Annotated in this window: 15 protein-coding genes and 1 pseudogene; 10 read left to right on the forward strand and 6 right to left on the reverse strand. The window is 62.3% G+C overall.

What is annotated here, in order from left to right; all coding sequences use genetic code 11:
* Positions 1-16: 16 nt before the first annotated feature.
* Positions 17-595, reverse strand: coding sequence for a hypothetical protein (locus ACODRX_RS18515; protein WP_488873008.1), 579 nt, complete (start codon positions 593-595; stop codon positions 17-19).
* On the reverse strand, positions 592-2,172 hold the full coding sequence (locus ACODRX_RS18520; protein WP_488873009.1) for a hypothetical protein: 1,581 nt from the start codon (positions 2,170-2,172) through the stop codon (positions 592-594). Before ACODRX_RS18520 ends, ACODRX_RS18515 begins: the two co-directional genes overlap by 4 nt.
* Before the next feature lie 381 nt (positions 2,173-2,553).
* Here ACODRX_RS18520 and ACODRX_RS18525 point away from each other — a divergent pair.
* Both ACODRX_RS18525 and ACODRX_RS18530 read left to right on the forward strand, forming a co-directional pair.
* Positions 2,554-2,905: pseudogene (locus tag ACODRX_RS18525) on the forward strand (DUF2958 domain-containing protein).
* 156 nt (positions 2,906-3,061) lie between these two features.
* Positions 3,062-3,628 (forward strand): hypothetical protein, encoded by a 567-nt coding sequence (locus ACODRX_RS18530; protein WP_488873010.1) that lies wholly within the window; start codon positions 3,062-3,064, stop codon positions 3,626-3,628.
* 132 nt (positions 3,629-3,760) lie between these two features.
* Here the strand turns inward: ACODRX_RS18530 and ACODRX_RS18535 are convergent, their stop codons facing one another.
* Together ACODRX_RS18535 and ACODRX_RS18540 are read right to left on the reverse strand one after the other, a co-directional pair.
* Positions 3,761-4,252, reverse strand: a complete 492-nt coding sequence (locus tag ACODRX_RS18535; protein WP_488873011.1) for a hypothetical protein — start codon at positions 4,250-4,252, stop codon at positions 3,761-3,763.
* Position 4,253: 1 nt separating this feature from the next.
* Positions 4,254-5,423 carry a T6SS phospholipase effector Tle1-like catalytic domain-containing protein gene (locus ACODRX_RS18540; protein ID WP_488873012.1) on the reverse strand — a complete coding sequence of 390 codons (1,170 nt, stop codon included), beginning with the start codon at positions 5,421-5,423 and terminating at the stop codon, positions 4,254-4,256.
* Positions 5,424-6,424: 1,001 nt separating this feature from the next.
* Here ACODRX_RS18540 and ACODRX_RS18545 point away from each other — a divergent pair.
* Complete coding sequence (locus ACODRX_RS18545) at positions 6,425-7,249, forward strand: DUF932 domain-containing protein (RefSeq protein ID WP_488873013.1); 825 nt, start codon at positions 6,425-6,427, stop codon at positions 7,247-7,249.
* A gap of 74 nt (positions 7,250-7,323) precedes the next feature.
* Entirely contained in the window at positions 7,324-9,378 is a 2,055-nt protein-coding gene (locus tag ACODRX_RS18550) for a ParB/RepB/Spo0J family partition protein (protein ID WP_488873014.1), read from the forward strand.
* 234 nt (positions 9,379-9,612) lie between these two features.
* Here ACODRX_RS18550 and ACODRX_RS18555 read toward each other — a convergent pair whose 3' ends face one another.
* Positions 9,613-10,200 carry an HD domain-containing protein gene (locus ACODRX_RS18555; protein WP_488873015.1) on the reverse strand — a complete coding sequence of 196 codons (588 nt, stop codon included), beginning with the start codon at positions 10,198-10,200 and terminating at the stop codon, positions 9,613-9,615.
* Between the two features lie 282 nt (positions 10,201-10,482).
* Here ACODRX_RS18555 and ACODRX_RS18560 point away from each other — a divergent pair, with 282 nt between their 5' ends.
* The 3 genes from ACODRX_RS18560 (at position 10,483) to ACODRX_RS18570 (ending at position 12,249) form a co-directional block, all read left to right on the forward strand.
* A complete protein-coding gene (locus ACODRX_RS18560; protein WP_488873016.1) occupies positions 10,483-11,232 on the forward strand; it encodes a class I SAM-dependent methyltransferase in 750 nt (249 codons plus the stop codon).
* Positions 11,233-11,515: 283 nt separating this feature from the next.
* Positions 11,516-11,854, forward strand: coding sequence for an antibiotic biosynthesis monooxygenase family protein (locus ACODRX_RS18565; protein WP_488873023.1), 339 nt, complete (start codon positions 11,516-11,518; stop codon positions 11,852-11,854).
* A complete protein-coding gene (locus tag ACODRX_RS18570; protein ID WP_488873017.1) occupies positions 11,851-12,249 on the forward strand; it encodes a YkvA family protein in 399 nt (132 codons plus the stop codon). Before ACODRX_RS18565 ends, ACODRX_RS18570 begins: the two co-directional genes overlap by 4 nt.
* An 18-nt stretch (positions 12,250-12,267) precedes the next feature.
* Here the strand turns inward: ACODRX_RS18570 and ACODRX_RS18575 are convergent, their stop codons facing one another.
* A complete protein-coding gene (locus tag ACODRX_RS18575; RefSeq protein WP_488873018.1) occupies positions 12,268-12,675 on the reverse strand; it encodes a YybH family protein in 408 nt (135 codons plus the stop codon).
* A gap of 72 nt (positions 12,676-12,747) precedes the next feature.
* Between ACODRX_RS18575 and ACODRX_RS18580 the strand changes: the two genes are divergently transcribed.
* The 3 genes from ACODRX_RS18580 (at position 12,748) to ACODRX_RS18590 (ending at position 14,969) form a co-directional block, all read left to right on the forward strand.
* Complete coding sequence (locus ACODRX_RS18580; RefSeq protein WP_488873019.1) at positions 12,748-13,110, forward strand: winged helix-turn-helix transcriptional regulator; 363 nt, start codon at positions 12,748-12,750, stop codon at positions 13,108-13,110.
* A gap of 138 nt (positions 13,111-13,248) precedes the next feature.
* A complete protein-coding gene (locus ACODRX_RS18585) occupies positions 13,249-13,788 on the forward strand; it encodes a hypothetical protein (protein WP_488873020.1) in 540 nt (179 codons plus the stop codon).
* An 866-nt stretch (positions 13,789-14,654) separates the two neighbouring features.
* Positions 14,655-14,969: a DUF736 domain-containing protein gene (locus tag ACODRX_RS18590; protein WP_488873021.1), complete on the forward strand. Its 315-nt coding sequence runs from the start codon at positions 14,655-14,657 to the stop codon at positions 14,967-14,969.
* Positions 14,970-15,198: the final 229 nt, after the last annotated feature.

The raw sequence follows: 15,198 nt of genomic DNA on the forward strand, positions 1-15,198 counted from the left end.
ATTCGCTCCTGCGTTGTTATTTCGACGCTGCTCCACTTGGTGCTGCCCCGGGCGCTGTCGCCTCCTGTTGGGCATCGGAAATTTTCTTTTTATTGAGCTCGATCCCATCGCGGATATCTTTAATGAGCTGCTGCGCGGTCTTAAAGCGTTCGGATGGGGCGAGCTCTGATGCCAAGGGCGCCATGGCCGTTTGGGCCGCTTTCAGCGGTGTATGGAAATCTGGAAGACCTTCCAGAATGGTAGCTTCAACCGGCGCATTGCGCTTCTCCAGTGCAGAGCTTCTGGCTTCCGCGGCCTTTCGCAGCCGAAAGTACGTCTCAGCTTCTGGCCTATTGACGGGTGCGACAGTATCGAGTGAATATGCTCCAAGGGTTGCTTCGCGCTCCTCGATTCGTCGACGCTGCTCAGCAAGAACCTGATTGCGTTGCCCATCAATCTTGTCCATTTCCGACTTGAAAGCCACGAGCTGTGTATCCAGCTCAACCATCATCGTTGTCGTCAGCTTCGCTTCATTCAAAACTGGCTGAGGGGTCGCGCACCCAGCGAGAACAATGGCTGAAGCAAGGATAAGTAGCGTTTGGTGCATTTTCGTCATGGCATGCTCGCTGCAATCCAGATGAGAGTCAGGGAATTCAGGGGCTTGAGGAAGTCGTCCGCCGTGAAGCCTCCCTTGTGATATGCCGCCAGTTGATTCACCATAATGTCAATGACGGATTGCCATTGCGCGACATTGTCCTGGGAATAGCCAACGCTCCGTTCCTCATAGGCTGCCCATCTTTGATACTCGAGATTACGGCGTCGGGTATCTAGGTTGGATGTTTCGAGGTAAAGGAGGGCAGTGCCTTCTAAATTTTCATAGTCCCGGCGTGCTGCCTGGATACCCGCTGCTGTGCCTTTGGAGGACTTTGTCATCAGCAGCGCATGATCCTGTGCTGCTGTCAAAGACATTTTCATGTAGGGGCTTGAGGCGTATCGTTTGAGATTCCGATTTACGCCGGCAAGTCGCGTCGCTTGCGCAACGTACGCTTCATAGATTTGTCGGGACAACTCGACGACGTCGGTCTGAGCTTTGATGTCCTTGGCCGCGGCCGCGGCTTTCAGTTCGAGGCTGTTTCGTTCAACCAATAACGGAGTGAGTGAAAATTTCTTTCCCTCTGCCAATTGCCCTCTGGTGTTGTCGATGGCCTGCGGGATAAGCACTGCGAGTGCTGCAATCTGGCCGGCACCCTTAGTCACCGGCTGTGCCGGATCATAGTTAAGGTCCTTGATGAATTCCTGGATGGATTTCACTTTCTCCTCATTGATGAACTTGGCAACGATGGGATTTGTGGATGAGAGAAGCTTGTTAATTGCATCAATGAAGGCTTGCTTCTTCTTTGTAACTTCGACGCTCACGCTTTTTTCATCTGCCGTGGCATCCTCGTATTCCTTCTTTTTCTGTGCATACTCGGCCTTGGCCGCATCAGCGTTTTGGGTCATTGTCGTCAGCTTTTTCTGCTCGCCAATGTACATCAACCAGGCAGCTTCTAGCTCTCCACCAACCGGTGGGTCAACCTGTTTGACCGCAGTACATTCTTGGCGAATCTTGACGAGCGTCGAATTGAGCTGTGTGACATCGCTTTGGGAGGGCGTCCTCTTGCGCCAAGCTGTGATGGCTTTTGACTCCTGACCATTTTCGAGCTCTGCACAGCTTGGTACTTTTGTACCTAGGGGTTGGAAAACTGATATATCCCACATGGCCATCTTGTTTTCCAAAGATCTGGAGTGGAATTTGCCTTCCGCCCAGGACTCGTATGCGTCCGCTCCCTGGGGACCCACAATCTGCTGCAGGTCGGCACGGACCCAGGGCACGAGCGTCTCATTTATCGGCTCCGACGCCAGAAGGCGAAGGCTTGCATCACGGTCGATAGCACCCAGCCGGGCCTGGTTATCTTGTTCTGCCTTAAGTAGCGCGGCCTGTCTGTCGCGCTCCTTGTTGAAAATGGCCTTGAGGTCAACAGCTTGCCATGCGGTCTTTGCCGCAGCGGCCTGATCGTCGCGTGTCTTGTTGTAGAAGTAGGAGCCGCATCCCGACAGGAGGACTGGTGCCAGCAGGGTCAAAACAAACCCGATACGCCGGGCGTATGGGCTGCCATCCTGCCTGCAACCCCTCTGAATGAACTTCAGCTCCATGCCGAACCCCTCTCTTCAGTTGTGGCCATCTTCACGACAATTTGTCACTGTGCGTGACTAAATGTATTTCTATCACTAGATAACGCATTTGTCCTCCATAAATTTACCGATGTGCTGGGCGGGTAAAACATGTATGGGCTCCTATGAATACCGATATCGACCATGGCAGCGAAGTAATTCCGTAGGCGATCGCGCGAAAGCGGTTTTGGGTGTGGCCGGCTTGCTTTCCCTTCGTGGTGCCACGGCGTGCTAGCCATCAAGGGCGGGCGCGTGCCTTGCACGCTGGCGGCCTGCGGCCGTCTTCGACCCTTGACTGCTTGCGCTACGCCATGACCCGGAAGGGCCAGGTAAATCCGCCCGGCGACCTTTCAGGAGTCCATCGTGAATAACGTACTTATCACCGACGAGCAGCGCGCGCTGCTGCTGGCCAATGGCCGCGAATCCTAGGAGAACCCGGACTTCGATCCAGCTCTTGTGGTCAAGCTGTTTACGCCGGATGCCGGCGCGACCTGGCTGTTGTCCGAGATCGACCCGGACGACCACGATCATGCTTTCGGCCTGTGCGACCTGGGTCTGGGGATGCCCGAGCTGGGCTGGGTCAGCCTGCAGCAACTGGCATCCGTGCGTGGTCGGCTGAGATTGCTGATCGAGCGTGATCTGCACGTCCGGGCCGAGAAGCGGCTGGGCGTCTATGTGCGCGATGCGCGGTCTGGCGGGGCGGGTCGTTGTCTGATTCATCCTTGGAGCGCCGGCAGACGCTCCTCGCGCTTTTTCAATGCTCTAAGCAGATTCATGCCTTGGCGCGAAGGCGCGATTCTGCTCTACTTGGATCGCTGTCGAGATCTGCCGTCGGTGGATGCGGCATTCATGCAAGCTACACGAGGATGACATGACCAACTTCGTTGCCTGTGAAAAGCAAGTCAAGAACCGCGGTAAGGCTCCCGATGCATTCCTGCAGGAACTGGTGAATTGGGCGAAGTCCGCTCCCGATGAGATCTTTGTGGCGCGCCCAGGCCATGAGATTTATTCGGAAGTTGCCGAGCAACTGGGGCCGTATCCGGAAGGCGACCTGACTTACCGCAAGGCGGTCATGCTGGAAGTCCTGCGTGTGCTCGGAGGCTTTGAAAGCTCGTGGAGGTGGGAAGAGGGGCGGGACATCACCAATCCCGCTTCAGACAAGCCCTGCACCATGGAGGCCGGTATCTTCCAGGTGTCGGGAGATTCGATGGGCTTTGACCCTTCGCTCAAGAAACTGGTCAAGGAGACGGCCGGCACTCTGGATTGCGAGGTGTTCCGCGCAACGACCAAGGCTAACCATCCATTCGCGATTGAATATTGCGCCAGGCTGTTGCGCTTTACCATTCGCCACCACGGCCCTATTCGAGACCATTACATAGATGAATGGCTCAGCAGGGAAGCCACAGCCGAATTCAAGGCCGCCTTATTGGAGGAATAGGCCTGCGCTGCGTGTTTGTGCATCACCTCTTGGTCGATCTGCGAAGGTTGCAGAGCAACCGTAGCTGCTCTCAGTCCTCTCCTCAAGCAGATGGCGCCCAACGCTCGAATGGCGTACAGCGGTCCTGTTTCGTCAGGGGGTCAACGCAATCCAGAAGCCCACGGCCATGATCGCCACCACGAACCACGAAACGACCTTATGGAACAGGATAGCTTTTGGTGGCTTGACAACCTCCAGCCGGATACCGGAGGCCACTTCGGCTTGCGCTGCGATGCGCTCCAGCGCTTCCTGTGACACCTTGAGTGCCTGCCGGTTGCCGATGCTGAAGGCAAAATAGGCTAGGACGGCCAAGCAGAGCAGGCACACATAGAGCCGCCCACGCGGTAGAAACTCTGCATTCGCCAGCAGCGGTGCCGCAAGCGCTGCCAGCACTGCGTAGGCAGAATTGGTGCCAAAGTACGACCACAAACGATCGGTGAGCTCCGCCTGCTTCTGATACAGCGAGATTGCCCGCGCGCTCAGATCGCTCAGTTGTACCGTTCCACTTTCGATGCCATCAGTCTGTCCGCTGGGCGATATGGGCCGTCCGTCAGACGATGGCTGGATGTCGGCGTAGTCACTCATGTCAGTCTCCCCATACTCTGGCGTCAAAGAATGGCTTCAGGTTCGGCGGCCGGTACCCCGGGTTGCGTCGCACCCGTTCATCCACCGAGCGGTCAAGCACTTCGCCCACCGCTGGGAGCCGTGCTGTGCGTGGCTCAATGAGTCCGGTCTTCTCCAGGCGTGCGCGAGCCTTGTCGATCGCCGCGTGCATGCGATCAAAGCGCCGTGGAAGCGCTGCTTCGATGGCGTCACGCTGCCAGTAGGCCCGCGATCCGACCGTGCGATAAAAGCGCGGCGAACTGAGCGCGTTGGTCATCTGCCTTGTCAGTGCGTAGCCGCCACCCAGGAACTCCGACCAGGAATCGCACACCGGTGCCGCATAGAGGCCATCCAGGTCCTGAACTCGGCAGGGGTCGTAATCGAACTCCAGTCCACAGGCTTTGGCCTGCTGCTGCATCCACTCCAGCGGGCGGATGCTCAGCGGGTCGCGCTCATAGCCGCCACCTACATTCGCATGCGCGCCGGCAAACCAGCGCTGCTCCACGTGCTGATGCGGGTAGCGGTTGCGCCATAGCGCCACGTCGTACAACTCGCGATGTTCGTCGATCGCCATCGCGTGACAGGCATGTGCGACGATGGGACTCAGGTGCACCTTGTGCCAGCGGTAGTCCTCGAAGAGTGGCACTTGCACGACCGGGATGCCGAGCGCGCCCACGGTGTCGAACACGCCGAGAAACCGTACCTGAGGTCCCAGTGGGTCCTGCTGGTCGAGTGAGAAGCGACGGCGCAGGTCGACCGCGGCGCTGGAGTCGCGGGTTACGCCCCGTCGCCGGTACAGGCTGAACGCATGTTCGATGTTCACCGGGGCATCTGGACGCAGCAGCCCGCAGGTGCTCAGGAATCCGACGAGACTGCGCGCGGTGTAGGCACCGCGGCTGAAACCGATGACGAAGATCTGGTCTTCACTGCGGTAGTGCTCGGTCAGCCACAGATAGGCGCGCAGCACATTGCGCGACAGGCCTTGGCCGAAGGCGCCGCCGGTCAGCGACTCCATCGTCGTAGTCCCTACGCCTTGATCGTAGTAAACCAGTTGCGCGGCGCTGCGCTTCAACGCGACATACATGCGCCACACGTTGGTGAAGCTCTTCTCGGTATTCCAGGTACCGTCGAGACAAAGCACGAGCCGGCGCATTGCTTCTCCCTGTGACTGACTCCTTCGCTGCAAGTTGGCTCGGCGGAGGTAAAGTCAGATGCGTTATGCGACGAAATGTTACATAAATTTGCGCTCCGGGCAAGCGCCCACATGGCTCGAATTGGGGTGTTGTGGCCGAGGTCACGGAATTGTGCGAGATGAGGGACTGCTATTGGTGTGCACCCAGGGGTGTCATGTCCTGCTGGTTCCCGTGTTCACCGGGGTTTCCAATGCCGCTGGTTGACTTCGGCAATAGTGCCGAGCCGGGGCGCTTGGGGGCAGGGGATGGGGGACATCGGTCTTTGGGGGCGCCGACGCACTTCGCGTTCCAACTCGTGCGCGAGGCCCCGGGCGTCCTTCTCGCCACGCAAGGCCCGTAGCTGCCATGCCTTGGCATGGGCAAGCAGATCGCCGTCCTGCAGTTCTCGTAAGTCCATGGTGAGCATCATTGTGCCGATGCCATGAGTCGTTGCATCCACGGGAGTTTCATGGAAGTCATGTGGGCGTCCCCGGCCCCCTGGGAGATGGCCGTCGCGCTGTCGTGCGCGTGGCGCATCGAGCCGCCTGCTGCGTCTCGCCCCTGTCGGGCTTCCATCGTTCCCTCCCTCCGGTCGGCTGACGCCTCCGGCCCGGATTTCCAGATCCGGGCCTGCGCGCTGTCGCTTGCCGTGCGGTTTGGCACATGAGGACGGCCGTTGCCATGGCCAGCCGTCTTCCCTGACTCCATCACCTTGTCCGCGACTGTAGCCCGCGGCCTGGTGCCGTCAAGGCGCGCCAGGCCGTGTCCTCGCTTCGCTGCGGGCCGCACCCACCTGGCGCTCGTTTCCTTGACGGCCCCCGTCCGCGCGCTCTCTGTCGTCGCGGGCGATGAACTCAGGAGGACGGTGGCAACGATGCCAACCGGGTTCTTCGTGCCGACCGCACCGAACAGCCACAAGGCTGGGCTCCGAATCTAGGAATCCGGTGTGCGCTTTCTTCAACAGCCAAGTCAGGAGAACAACATGCTCGCCAACCGTTTCGCTTCCCATTCCCCCGCGCTGCGCAGCGACACCCCGCTGTCCGATGACCAGATTCGCCGGGTGGCCCCGTCCATCTTCGCGGATGCCCCGCATGACAGCCGCTCCGAGCGGTACGCCTACATCCCCACGGTGGAAGTGTTGACCGAGTTGCGCAAGGAGGGGTTCCAGCCCTTCATGGTGTGCCAGACCCGCGTGCGCCGCGAGGACCGCCGCGACTTCACCAAGCACCTGCTGCGGCTGCGCCACGCCAGCCAGATCAACGGCGCCGAGGCCAACGAGATCATCCTGCTGAACTCGCACGATGGCACCAGCAGCTACCAGATGATGGCAGGTCAATTCCGCTTCGTGTGTGCCAATGGGCTGGTGTGCGGTGACACCGTGGCCGATGTGCGCGTGCCCCACAAGGGTGACGTGGCAGGGCAGGTCATCGAAGGCGCGTTCGAGGTGTTGAACGGTTTTGAGCGGGTGCAGGAATCCCGCGACCTGATGCGCGGCATCACCTTGGACGATGGCGAAGCCGAAGTATTCGCCCGTTCCGCGCTGTCGCTCAAGTACGACGACCCGGCCAAGCCCGCGCCCATCACCGAAAGCCAGATTCTGATGCCGCGCCGGTTTGAAGACCGCCGCCCGGATTTGTGGTCGGTTTTTAACCGCACCCAAGAAAACCTCACCAAAGGCGGATTGCATGGCCGCAGTGCCAATGGACGCCGCCAGCAGACCCGGCCCGTGCAGGGCATTGATTCCGACATTCGCCTGAACCGCGCACTGTGGCTGCTGGCCGATGGCATGCGCCAGTTGAAGGCCTGACCCCTTTCCGAGTTTTCCCCGTCGGAGGGGCGGTTCCCCTCCATTCCCTTGTTTCACCTGACTGGAGATTCACCATGAACGCCGCAAACCGAACCGAAGCCCGCGCCGTCGATACCGCAGCCAGCAGCGCCGCCAATGTGCTGCAGGCCGCCGACCCGAGCAAGCACATGATCCTGGTGCCGCTGTCCCGGCTGGTGCTGCGCGCCACGGGCCGCAATGTGCGCAAGACCACACCGCGCATGTCCATCCCTGAGCTGGCCGCGTCCATCCAGCGTGTGGGCCTGCTGCAAAATCTGATCGTGATTCCCGCGGCCGATGGCGAGCATTACGAGGTGGTGGCGGGTGGCCGCCGGCTGGCCGCGTTGAAGCTGCTGGCCAAGAAGCACCGCATTGCCAAGGATTGGAATGTGCCCTGCCTGCAGGTGGCCAATGGCACGGCCCGCACCGCCAGCCTCACCGAGAACGTGCAGCGCGAAGCCATGCACCCGGCAGACCAGTTCGAAGCCTTCGCGGCACTGGTGGCCGAGGGCCGGCCCATCGAGGACATTGCGGCGGATTTCTCCGTCACGCCGCTGGTGGTGCAGCGCCGTTTGAAGCTGGCGAATGTCTCGCCGCGCCTGATGGCCGACTATCGCGCTGATGCCCTCAGCCTTGACCAGTTGATGGCCCTGGCCGGGACGGATGACCATGCGGCGCAGGAAGCGGCTTTCTATGACGCGCCCACATGGCAGCGCCAGCCGCACAATCTGAGGGGGCGCCTGACCGAGCGCGAGATAGACGCCTACCGGCATCCCCTGGTGCGCTTCGTCGGGCTGGACGCCTACGAAGCCGCAGGCGGTGGCGTGCGCCGTGACCTGTTCGCGGAGGAGGACGCGGGCGTGTACCTGACCGATGCCGCGCTGCTGGAACGGCTGGCGCAAGACAAGCTGGCGGGCATCGCCGCCGAGGTGAAGGCCGAGGGGTGGGGCTGGGTGGATGCCTCGCCCGCCGCCACCATGGCCGACCTGCAAACCTTTCAGCGTGCCCCGAGGGAACGGCGCGAACCCACGAAGCGCGAAGCGCAGCGCATCGAGAAGCTGCAAGAGAAGATGCAGGCCATCGGTGAAGCCGTGGATGCGGCGCTGGATGCTGACGACGAGGACAAGGCCGATGCCTTGCAGGAGGAAGGCGAAGCCCTGGGCGAGCAGTTGCAGGCTTTGGAAGATGGCTTGCAGGGGTACAGCGAAACGGTGAAGGCCGCAGCCGGTGCCGTTGTCACCATCGACCGCAACGGGCAGGCCGTGATTCATCGCGGGCTGATGCGCGAAGCCGAAGCCAAGGCGCTGCGCACGCTGGAGCGGCTGCGCCAGGGGGGCAGCGGTGAAGAGACCGAAAACGACGACGAAGGCGAAGGGGCGGACACCGCGCCCCAGGCGGCAATCTCCGACCGGCTGGCCCAGCGCCTGAGCGCGCACCGTACCGCCGCGATGCAAATCGAAGTCGCCCGGCATCCGCACGTCGCGCTGGCCGCGCTGGTGCATGGCATGGTGCAGACGGTCTTGCAGGGCCGCTACTACGGGAACGACATGCCGCTGGGCATGCGCCTCACGGTCAAGGACCGGCTGGAAGGGGTTGCTCCGGACTTGCCTGACGCGCCTGCCGCTGTGGCGCTGCACGAGGTGCAGCAGGTGGCGGGTGAAGCCTTGCCACAGGGCAGCGCCGAACTGTTCGCCGCGCTGCTGGCGAAGTCGCAAGACGAACTGGTGCGGCTGCTGGCCGTGTGCGTGGCCTCCACGGTGGACGTGGTGACGCCCCGCGCCGTGCCGCAGCAGCCGGCTGTGGAACTGGCGCAGGCCGTGGGACTGGACATGGCCGCATGGTGGAAGCCGACGGCGGAGGGCTACTTCAAGCACGTTTCCAAGGCGGTGATTCTGCAAGCCGTGGGCGAGTTCGCACCGGAAAGCGTCCAGCGACTTGGCAAGCTCAAGAAGGCCGACATTGCCAGCGAAGCCGAGCGGCTGGCCGAGGGTACGGGGTGGATGCCTGCCATCTTCAAGGCGGAAGGGCCGCAGGAAGCCGCGCCGGAGCAGGACGCCTCGGAGGATGCCGAAGCCCTGGCGGATGAACCCGTCGAAGCACGGGCCGATTGACCTTCACCCGCTGAGCAGCGCCCCGGTTCACAGCCGGGGCGCTTGGCTTTGGGCGGTGAAGGAACAGCCGCCATCATCAGCACCGCGTCCAGGCCGGCCCCGGCCTGGGCGCGGTGAAAGACGGATCCGGGCGCGGCGGCGGTCGCGCCCGGTGTGGATGCCGAATCGCCAAGTCAGAACGCCATCGCCCGGGCGATCGCCCAGGCGATGGCGTTGAAGGCCGGGCATCGCGCGCTATGTCGGGTTGCCGTTGTCGCTTTCAGCGATTCTCCGGCGCGTGCCTTCATCGAGGATGCTGCGCATCAGCGCGAACAAGGGTTCGGTGCTGGTGTGCTTCTGACCGTAGGTTAGGTTGAATTCGTAGTCGAAGTCAGGCGGGTTGATGCCCTGGTTGTGCTGGAGGATGGTTTCCAGCTTGTCCAGTGCCTTGACGGCCTTGGCCTCAGGCGAGGCCGCGTCCTCGTATTCCTGCCACAGCGCCAGGATGCCGGCCCGGTGCGCTTCATCGAGCGAGCGCGTGAGGTGCAGGAGATCGGCCTTTTCCTGTGCGCTCTTGTCGGGGTGCTGGTTTTTCTCGATGGCGGGGATGTCGCCGTGGATGGCTTCGCCCAGGTCATGGACGAGGCACATCTTCAAAATCTTGAGCATGTCCATGCCGGCCAGTTCGTCCTCGAACGTCATGGCCATCAGGCACAGGCGCCAGGTGTGTTCGGCGGTACTTTCTGTCCTGCCCGTCGAGGTGTGCGCGCTGCGCAGCACGCTCTTGAGCTTTTCCGCTTCTTGCAGGAAGGCCAATCGGCCCTTGATGTTCTCGATATTCATGGGCAGTCTTATAAGGCCTTTGAATAGTCCGACTGCTGTACGCTGAAAACTCCGGACTGACCGCACAGGGAAGCCAGGGCGTGTCGGCCCATAGTGCCGCCGGGCTCTGGGGAGGGCCTCCGATCCTTCACGCAGCTGCGCGCTTCGCTTGCCTCCGCGGGAAAGCCCTGCGGGCTATCCTCGCCGCGCATGCTTGGCGCCTCTCGATGCGGGTGCATCGGCCGGTAAACTGAACACAGCATGCCGCCACTGTGGGTCGGTCGCTTTGAATGGGGAGAGTGAATGAAACCTTTTGACGCCTTGGTGGCCGAAGCCGAAGCGGCCGACGTGGGCGGCTGGGGCTTCGATTGGCTGGCCGGGCGGGCGAGCGAGGAACGCCCACCCTGGGGCTATGCCCGGCTGCTCGCGCAGCGGCTGGCCAGTGTGGAGTCAGCGCTGGACCTGGACACGGGCGGCGGCGAAGTGCTGGCCGAGGCCGAGCGTTTTCCGCCGCGTATGGTGGCGACCGAAGCCTGGCCGCCCAATGCGCAAAAGGCACGCGAACGGCTGGGCGCGCGTGGTGTGCAGGTGGTGGAGGTGGCGAGTGATGCCGCGCTGCCCTTCGCCGATGCATCGTTTGCGCTGGTCACGTCGCGCCATCCGGTGCGCCCGGATTGGGCGGAAATCCATCGGGTGCTTCAGCCGGGCGGACATTACTTCGCGCAGCATGTGGGGCCGGCGTCGGCCTTCGAGTTGATCGAGCATTTTCTCGGGCCGCTGCTGCGCGAACGGCGCCAGCGCGATCCGCAGGAAGAAGCTGCGGCGGCTCAGGCTGCGGGGCTGGTCGTGAAGGACTTGCGCACGGCGCGCTGCCGCATGGTGTTCCATGACGTGGGCGCGGTGGTCTGGATTCTTCGCAAGTGCGTGTGGTGGGTGCCGGATTTCTCGGCAGAGAAGTACCGCGATGCCTTGCTGGCACTGGACCGCCAGATGCGTGAGGGGCAGACTTTCGTAGCGCACTCGACCCGTCACCTGATCGACGCCCGGCGCTGAGGCAAGAACGACCTGTGCATTCCGACGCGCCGCGCCATTACCGGAACACCATGCCGCTGCCTTCTTTGGCTTAGTACGGCTACCGATGGCTGCCGCATCGTGGTTGTCTGCCGAGGGACTGCCACGCTGCGGCTCCTTGGTCATCGATGTGGTGGACTAGGCAAGGTGCGGGCATCGAAACTGTCCATGTACATGGCATTGACACTCAGGGAGACCGGATTTTTGCGATGCCGCCCCAACCATGACAAACTGCTGGGTTGCGGGAGAGAGAAACATGGCCACGATCTACACATCCACCTTCACCTTCGCCTGGGGCGAGGTCGGGGAGGAGTTCCACGCGCTGGACCAGCGTATTGCCGAGGTTGCCCGTTCCATTCCCGGCTACCTGGGCGAGGAGGCCTGGGAGAATGCTTCCTCCGGCCTGGTGTCGAATGTCTACTACTGGGACAGCATGGAGGCTCTCCAAGCCCTCATGGCCCATCCGGCCCACATCGAAGCCAAGCGGCGGCAGGCCGAATGGCTGAAGGGCTACCACGTCGTGATCGCTCAGGTGCAGGGATCCTACGGGGACGGCGGCATTGCCCACCCGCTGGCGCAGAGGCAGGTGCGTTGGCCGTCATGAGCATCGGCACGAACCTCAAGACCTGGGCCAGGCGCATCAAGCGCGATGGCGTGACGCTGTGGTTCGCGGGCAGGCATCCGCGCACGCCCTGGTATGCCAAGGCCCTGGGGATGTTCGTGGTGGCCTATGCGCTGAGCCCGATCGACCTGATTCCGGATTTCATCCCGGTGCTGGGATACCTGGATGATGTGATCCTGCTGCCGGTGCTGATCTGGCTGACCGTGAAGCTGCTGCCCGCCGAGGTGCTGGCGGAATGCCGGGTGCAGGCCGATGCTTGGATGCAGGCGGAAGGCCGCAAACCCACCAACCGTTGGGGCGCGGTGCTGGTGGTGGCCGTGTGGCTGGCGGTGGGCGCTGGCTTGTGGTTCTGGTTTCAGGAGGCAAGGCCGCGCTGATGGTGCCGGCAGCAACCCCTATGAGGGGCGAGCCGTGAGTGGGGCGCAGGGGAGACTGGCTCCCACGGCGTGGTCGATGACATAAAGCCAGCGGCCGTCTGCCTGTCTACGCACCAGCTCGGCGGAACTGCCCGAGGCGACGGTGGCGCCCTCAGTGGCCGTCAGCACCCAGTCGGCGCGCAGCAGTGCGAGATCGCCATGGACGATGCAGAAGTGGTTGCGCGAGGTCATCCAGCCTGGCACTTGCAGCAGTTGCTTCAGCGCTTCCTCGATGGCGGCCAGACCGTTCACGTCGGCGCCGTCGCCATCGGTGCGCAGCACCGCATCGGGTTCATAGAGCTGGAGCAGATGCGCGATGCTACCGCTGTTGAAGGCGTCCGCGAATGCCGCGTTCATGTGCTCCGGTGAGGTGACGTCGAATGCCATGGTGTCGTTTCCCTGTGTTGAAACGGGCATCATGGAGGGGCCGTCCTGCACTCACCAAACGGAAAGGCATGCATGGAAAGCGTACTCATGAACGACCCGGGGCTGGAATCGCCCGCGCCGCGGCACTCCCTGGAATGCCCTGTCGAGGACTGGCTGGGTTTTCTGGGCCACCGCTGGAACGCGCTGGTGCTGTGGCATCTGCAGGATGGCATGAAGCGGCACAGCGAACTGGCGGCCCTGCTGCTCGGTGTTTCACCCAAGGTGTTGTCCGAACGGCTGCAGGGGCTCGAAGCTCGGGGATTGCTGGAGCGTTGCCCGGTGGCGGCATTTCCGCGCAGCGTGGGCTATCGCCTGACTGCCGCCGGGGCGTCGCTGGTGCCTATCCTGGACCGATTGGAAGTGTGGGCGCGCCGCTCCGGTCATGGCGCTGCTTGACGCTGCCCAACGCCGCCTAATGCTGTCTAATGCACTCCAGAAAACCCATAGCGATTCATTACAAAACCAAGGAGAACCCGGGCTGCCGCTGTGCTATTTTTGTTGGGTAAGGCAATCAGGTAGTTTGGAGGTTCTTGGATGGACGCGGCAACCCCGCAACTGAGCCGGGCGCAACGGCGTGCTCTCGAGAAAGAAGAGAAGAGGAAACAGCGACCCGCACGCAGGAAAGGCTCCACGGTCATCAATGCGGTGCGACATGCGGTCTTCCGCAAGCATTTTGAGGGCCTTCTGGTCACCGCCGACGGGCTCTGCGCATCCAGCAATGACACGACCGACATCGCCGGGGTAGTGGGCCGGTTGCTCTTTGTGACGGCCAAGGCGGTGTCCCTGGAAGAAATGGAAATCGAGGAACCGGATGTGATCCGCGCCCTCAGGGACATGGATGGCACCTTGACCCATATTGCCAAAGCGGGCGCCATTGAAGCGCAGCAGCGCCAAGAACTGCTGGCGGGGCTGGATTACCTGGACGCCCTGTCACGAGCGGTTTCCACCGAAGCCCTCGATATGTCATCGTGGCTGTTGGACCAACTCATCACCAAGGGGCCAGACTTCGGGGATGACGAGATACCGCTGCTGCTGAACAGGATTGCCAAGAAGCAGGTGGATTGTTTGCCTTGAAGCACATCGGGATCGTGGCAGAACACTCATCAGTTTGATGTGGCTCGGTCCTCAGTCGATCAAGTAGATGCTGGCGCTTCAATGTAGAACTGCCTGCGCGAGCCGGCGCAAGCGCCGCCGGGCTTTGCGGGCTATGCCCCGTGCCGACGCTGCCGTCACGGCCTTGCGGCTTCAATCCCTGCCGCCTTCGCGCCTGCGGCGTTGCGCGCTTCGCTTGCCTCCAGGGGATCGGCACAAGGCCCATCCCCGCCGCATTGCACTTGGCGCCCCTGGAGTACCGCCGAACCGGCGCTGCCGGATCGGCCGGGCCGGTGCCCCGCCGCATGAGCGGTGCTCGGTGGATGCGCTGGGGCTTACTGCAGCAGGTTGTGCGGATGCGTGCTTTCCTCGACGCTGGCGGTTCGTTGCCAAGGTGTTACGAAGGACAGATCACGCGGGTTCACGGATAGGGGCGCCTGGCCTTGCGGAAGCTTCCACACCGTGCTTTCAGCAGGGCCGCCGCAGAGAGCAGGGCGCTTTGTCCGGTAGTCGTTAGGAAAGAGCCTTGCCTGGGTCAAGGGGAGCGTGCCGGTGCAGCCTTTGTGCGGGGATGCCGGGTTGGCCATGTCTCCTTGCGGAGCGGGTCGGCCCATGGCGTCCTGTCTGTAAGTGAATCCTGGCGATGGCCGGGCTTCGATGGCTGCAACCTTCCAACCCAAATAATTTCCCCTGCGCTGAAGCGCATTCCTCGCGAGGCAAATTATCTGGTCTTCCAGGCGCTTCACGGTGTTGCGCCCGCAAGCGGTGCAGCCAGCCCGTCCCCCGCCGGTCGGATCACAACAGGACGCGATGGGCGCGAACCCTGTTCAACCGCAAGGAGATTCATCATGGCAAACATCGGCAACTTCACCGCAGACAAGGACGGCTTCACCGGCACGCTGCGCACCCTGACCCTCAACGTCAAGGCCAAGTTGGTTCCCAACGACAAGGGGGACAGCGAGCACGCCCCCGACTACCGCGTGCTGGCCGGCGGGCTGGAAGTTGGCGCGGCATGGAAGAAAGTCAGCAAGGCCGATCGCCCTTACGTCTCCGTGACCCTGGATGATCCTTCGTTCCCGGCCACGGTCTATGCCCGCCTGATCGAGGGCGAGGATGGCACGCATGACCTGATCTGGTCGCGCAGCAAGCCACAGGCGGCCTGACGGCTGCCAGCGCCCCGTCCATGCGGCGGGGCGCAGTGCTGCTGTTGCAGTAATGCACGGGATTACGCATCACCAGCAGTGCGGGGTTTGTCCCACGGCAGGCTGTATGTGTTGCGTCTGCAAAGGCAGAAATGGCCGGGCGTGCCGGTGCGATGCACCGTCAGGCTCATCGGGCGTATCCGTCCGGCGAACCCATCTTGAATCGAATGCCGTAATCGAGGATCGTCCC

This window comes from Comamonas sp. FG99 (assembly GCF_057808605.1).

What these genes read in the sequence shown, in the direction of transcription:
- ACODRX_RS18515 (WP_488873008.1), bottom strand. Translation starts at nt 595, where the DNA reads ATGACGAAAATGCACCAAACGCTACTTATCCTTGCTTCAGCCATTGTT.
- ACODRX_RS18520 (WP_488873009.1), bottom strand. Translation starts at nt 2,172, where the DNA reads ATGGAGCTGAAGTTCATTCAGAGGGGTTGCAGGCAGGATGGCAGCCCA.
- ACODRX_RS18530 (WP_488873010.1), top strand. Translation starts at nt 3,062, where the DNA reads ATGACCAACTTCGTTGCCTGTGAAAAGCAAGTCAAGAACCGCGGTAAG.
- ACODRX_RS18535 (WP_488873011.1), bottom strand. Translation starts at nt 4,252, where the DNA reads ATGAGTGACTACGCCGACATCCAGCCATCGTCTGACGGACGGCCCATA.
- ACODRX_RS18540 (WP_488873012.1), bottom strand. Translation starts at nt 5,423, where the DNA reads ATGCGCCGGCTCGTGCTTTGTCTCGACGGTACCTGGAATACCGAGAAG.
- ACODRX_RS18545 (WP_488873013.1), top strand. Translation starts at nt 6,425, where the DNA reads ATGCTCGCCAACCGTTTCGCTTCCCATTCCCCCGCGCTGCGCAGCGAC.
- ACODRX_RS18550 (WP_488873014.1), top strand. Translation starts at nt 7,324, where the DNA reads ATGAACGCCGCAAACCGAACCGAAGCCCGCGCCGTCGATACCGCAGCC.
- ACODRX_RS18555 (WP_488873015.1), bottom strand. Translation starts at nt 10,200, where the DNA reads ATGAATATCGAGAACATCAAGGGCCGATTGGCCTTCCTGCAAGAAGCG.
- ACODRX_RS18560 (WP_488873016.1), top strand. Translation starts at nt 10,483, where the DNA reads ATGAAACCTTTTGACGCCTTGGTGGCCGAAGCCGAAGCGGCCGACGTG.
- ACODRX_RS18570 (WP_488873017.1), top strand. Translation starts at nt 11,851, where the DNA reads ATGAGCATCGGCACGAACCTCAAGACCTGGGCCAGGCGCATCAAGCGC.
- ACODRX_RS18575 (WP_488873018.1), bottom strand. Translation starts at nt 12,675, where the DNA reads ATGGCATTCGACGTCACCTCACCGGAGCACATGAACGCGGCATTCGCG.
- ACODRX_RS18580 (WP_488873019.1), top strand. Translation starts at nt 12,748, where the DNA reads ATGGAAAGCGTACTCATGAACGACCCGGGGCTGGAATCGCCCGCGCCG.
- ACODRX_RS18585 (WP_488873020.1), top strand. Translation starts at nt 13,249, where the DNA reads ATGGACGCGGCAACCCCGCAACTGAGCCGGGCGCAACGGCGTGCTCTC.
- ACODRX_RS18590 (WP_488873021.1), top strand. Translation starts at nt 14,655, where the DNA reads ATGGCAAACATCGGCAACTTCACCGCAGACAAGGACGGCTTCACCGGC.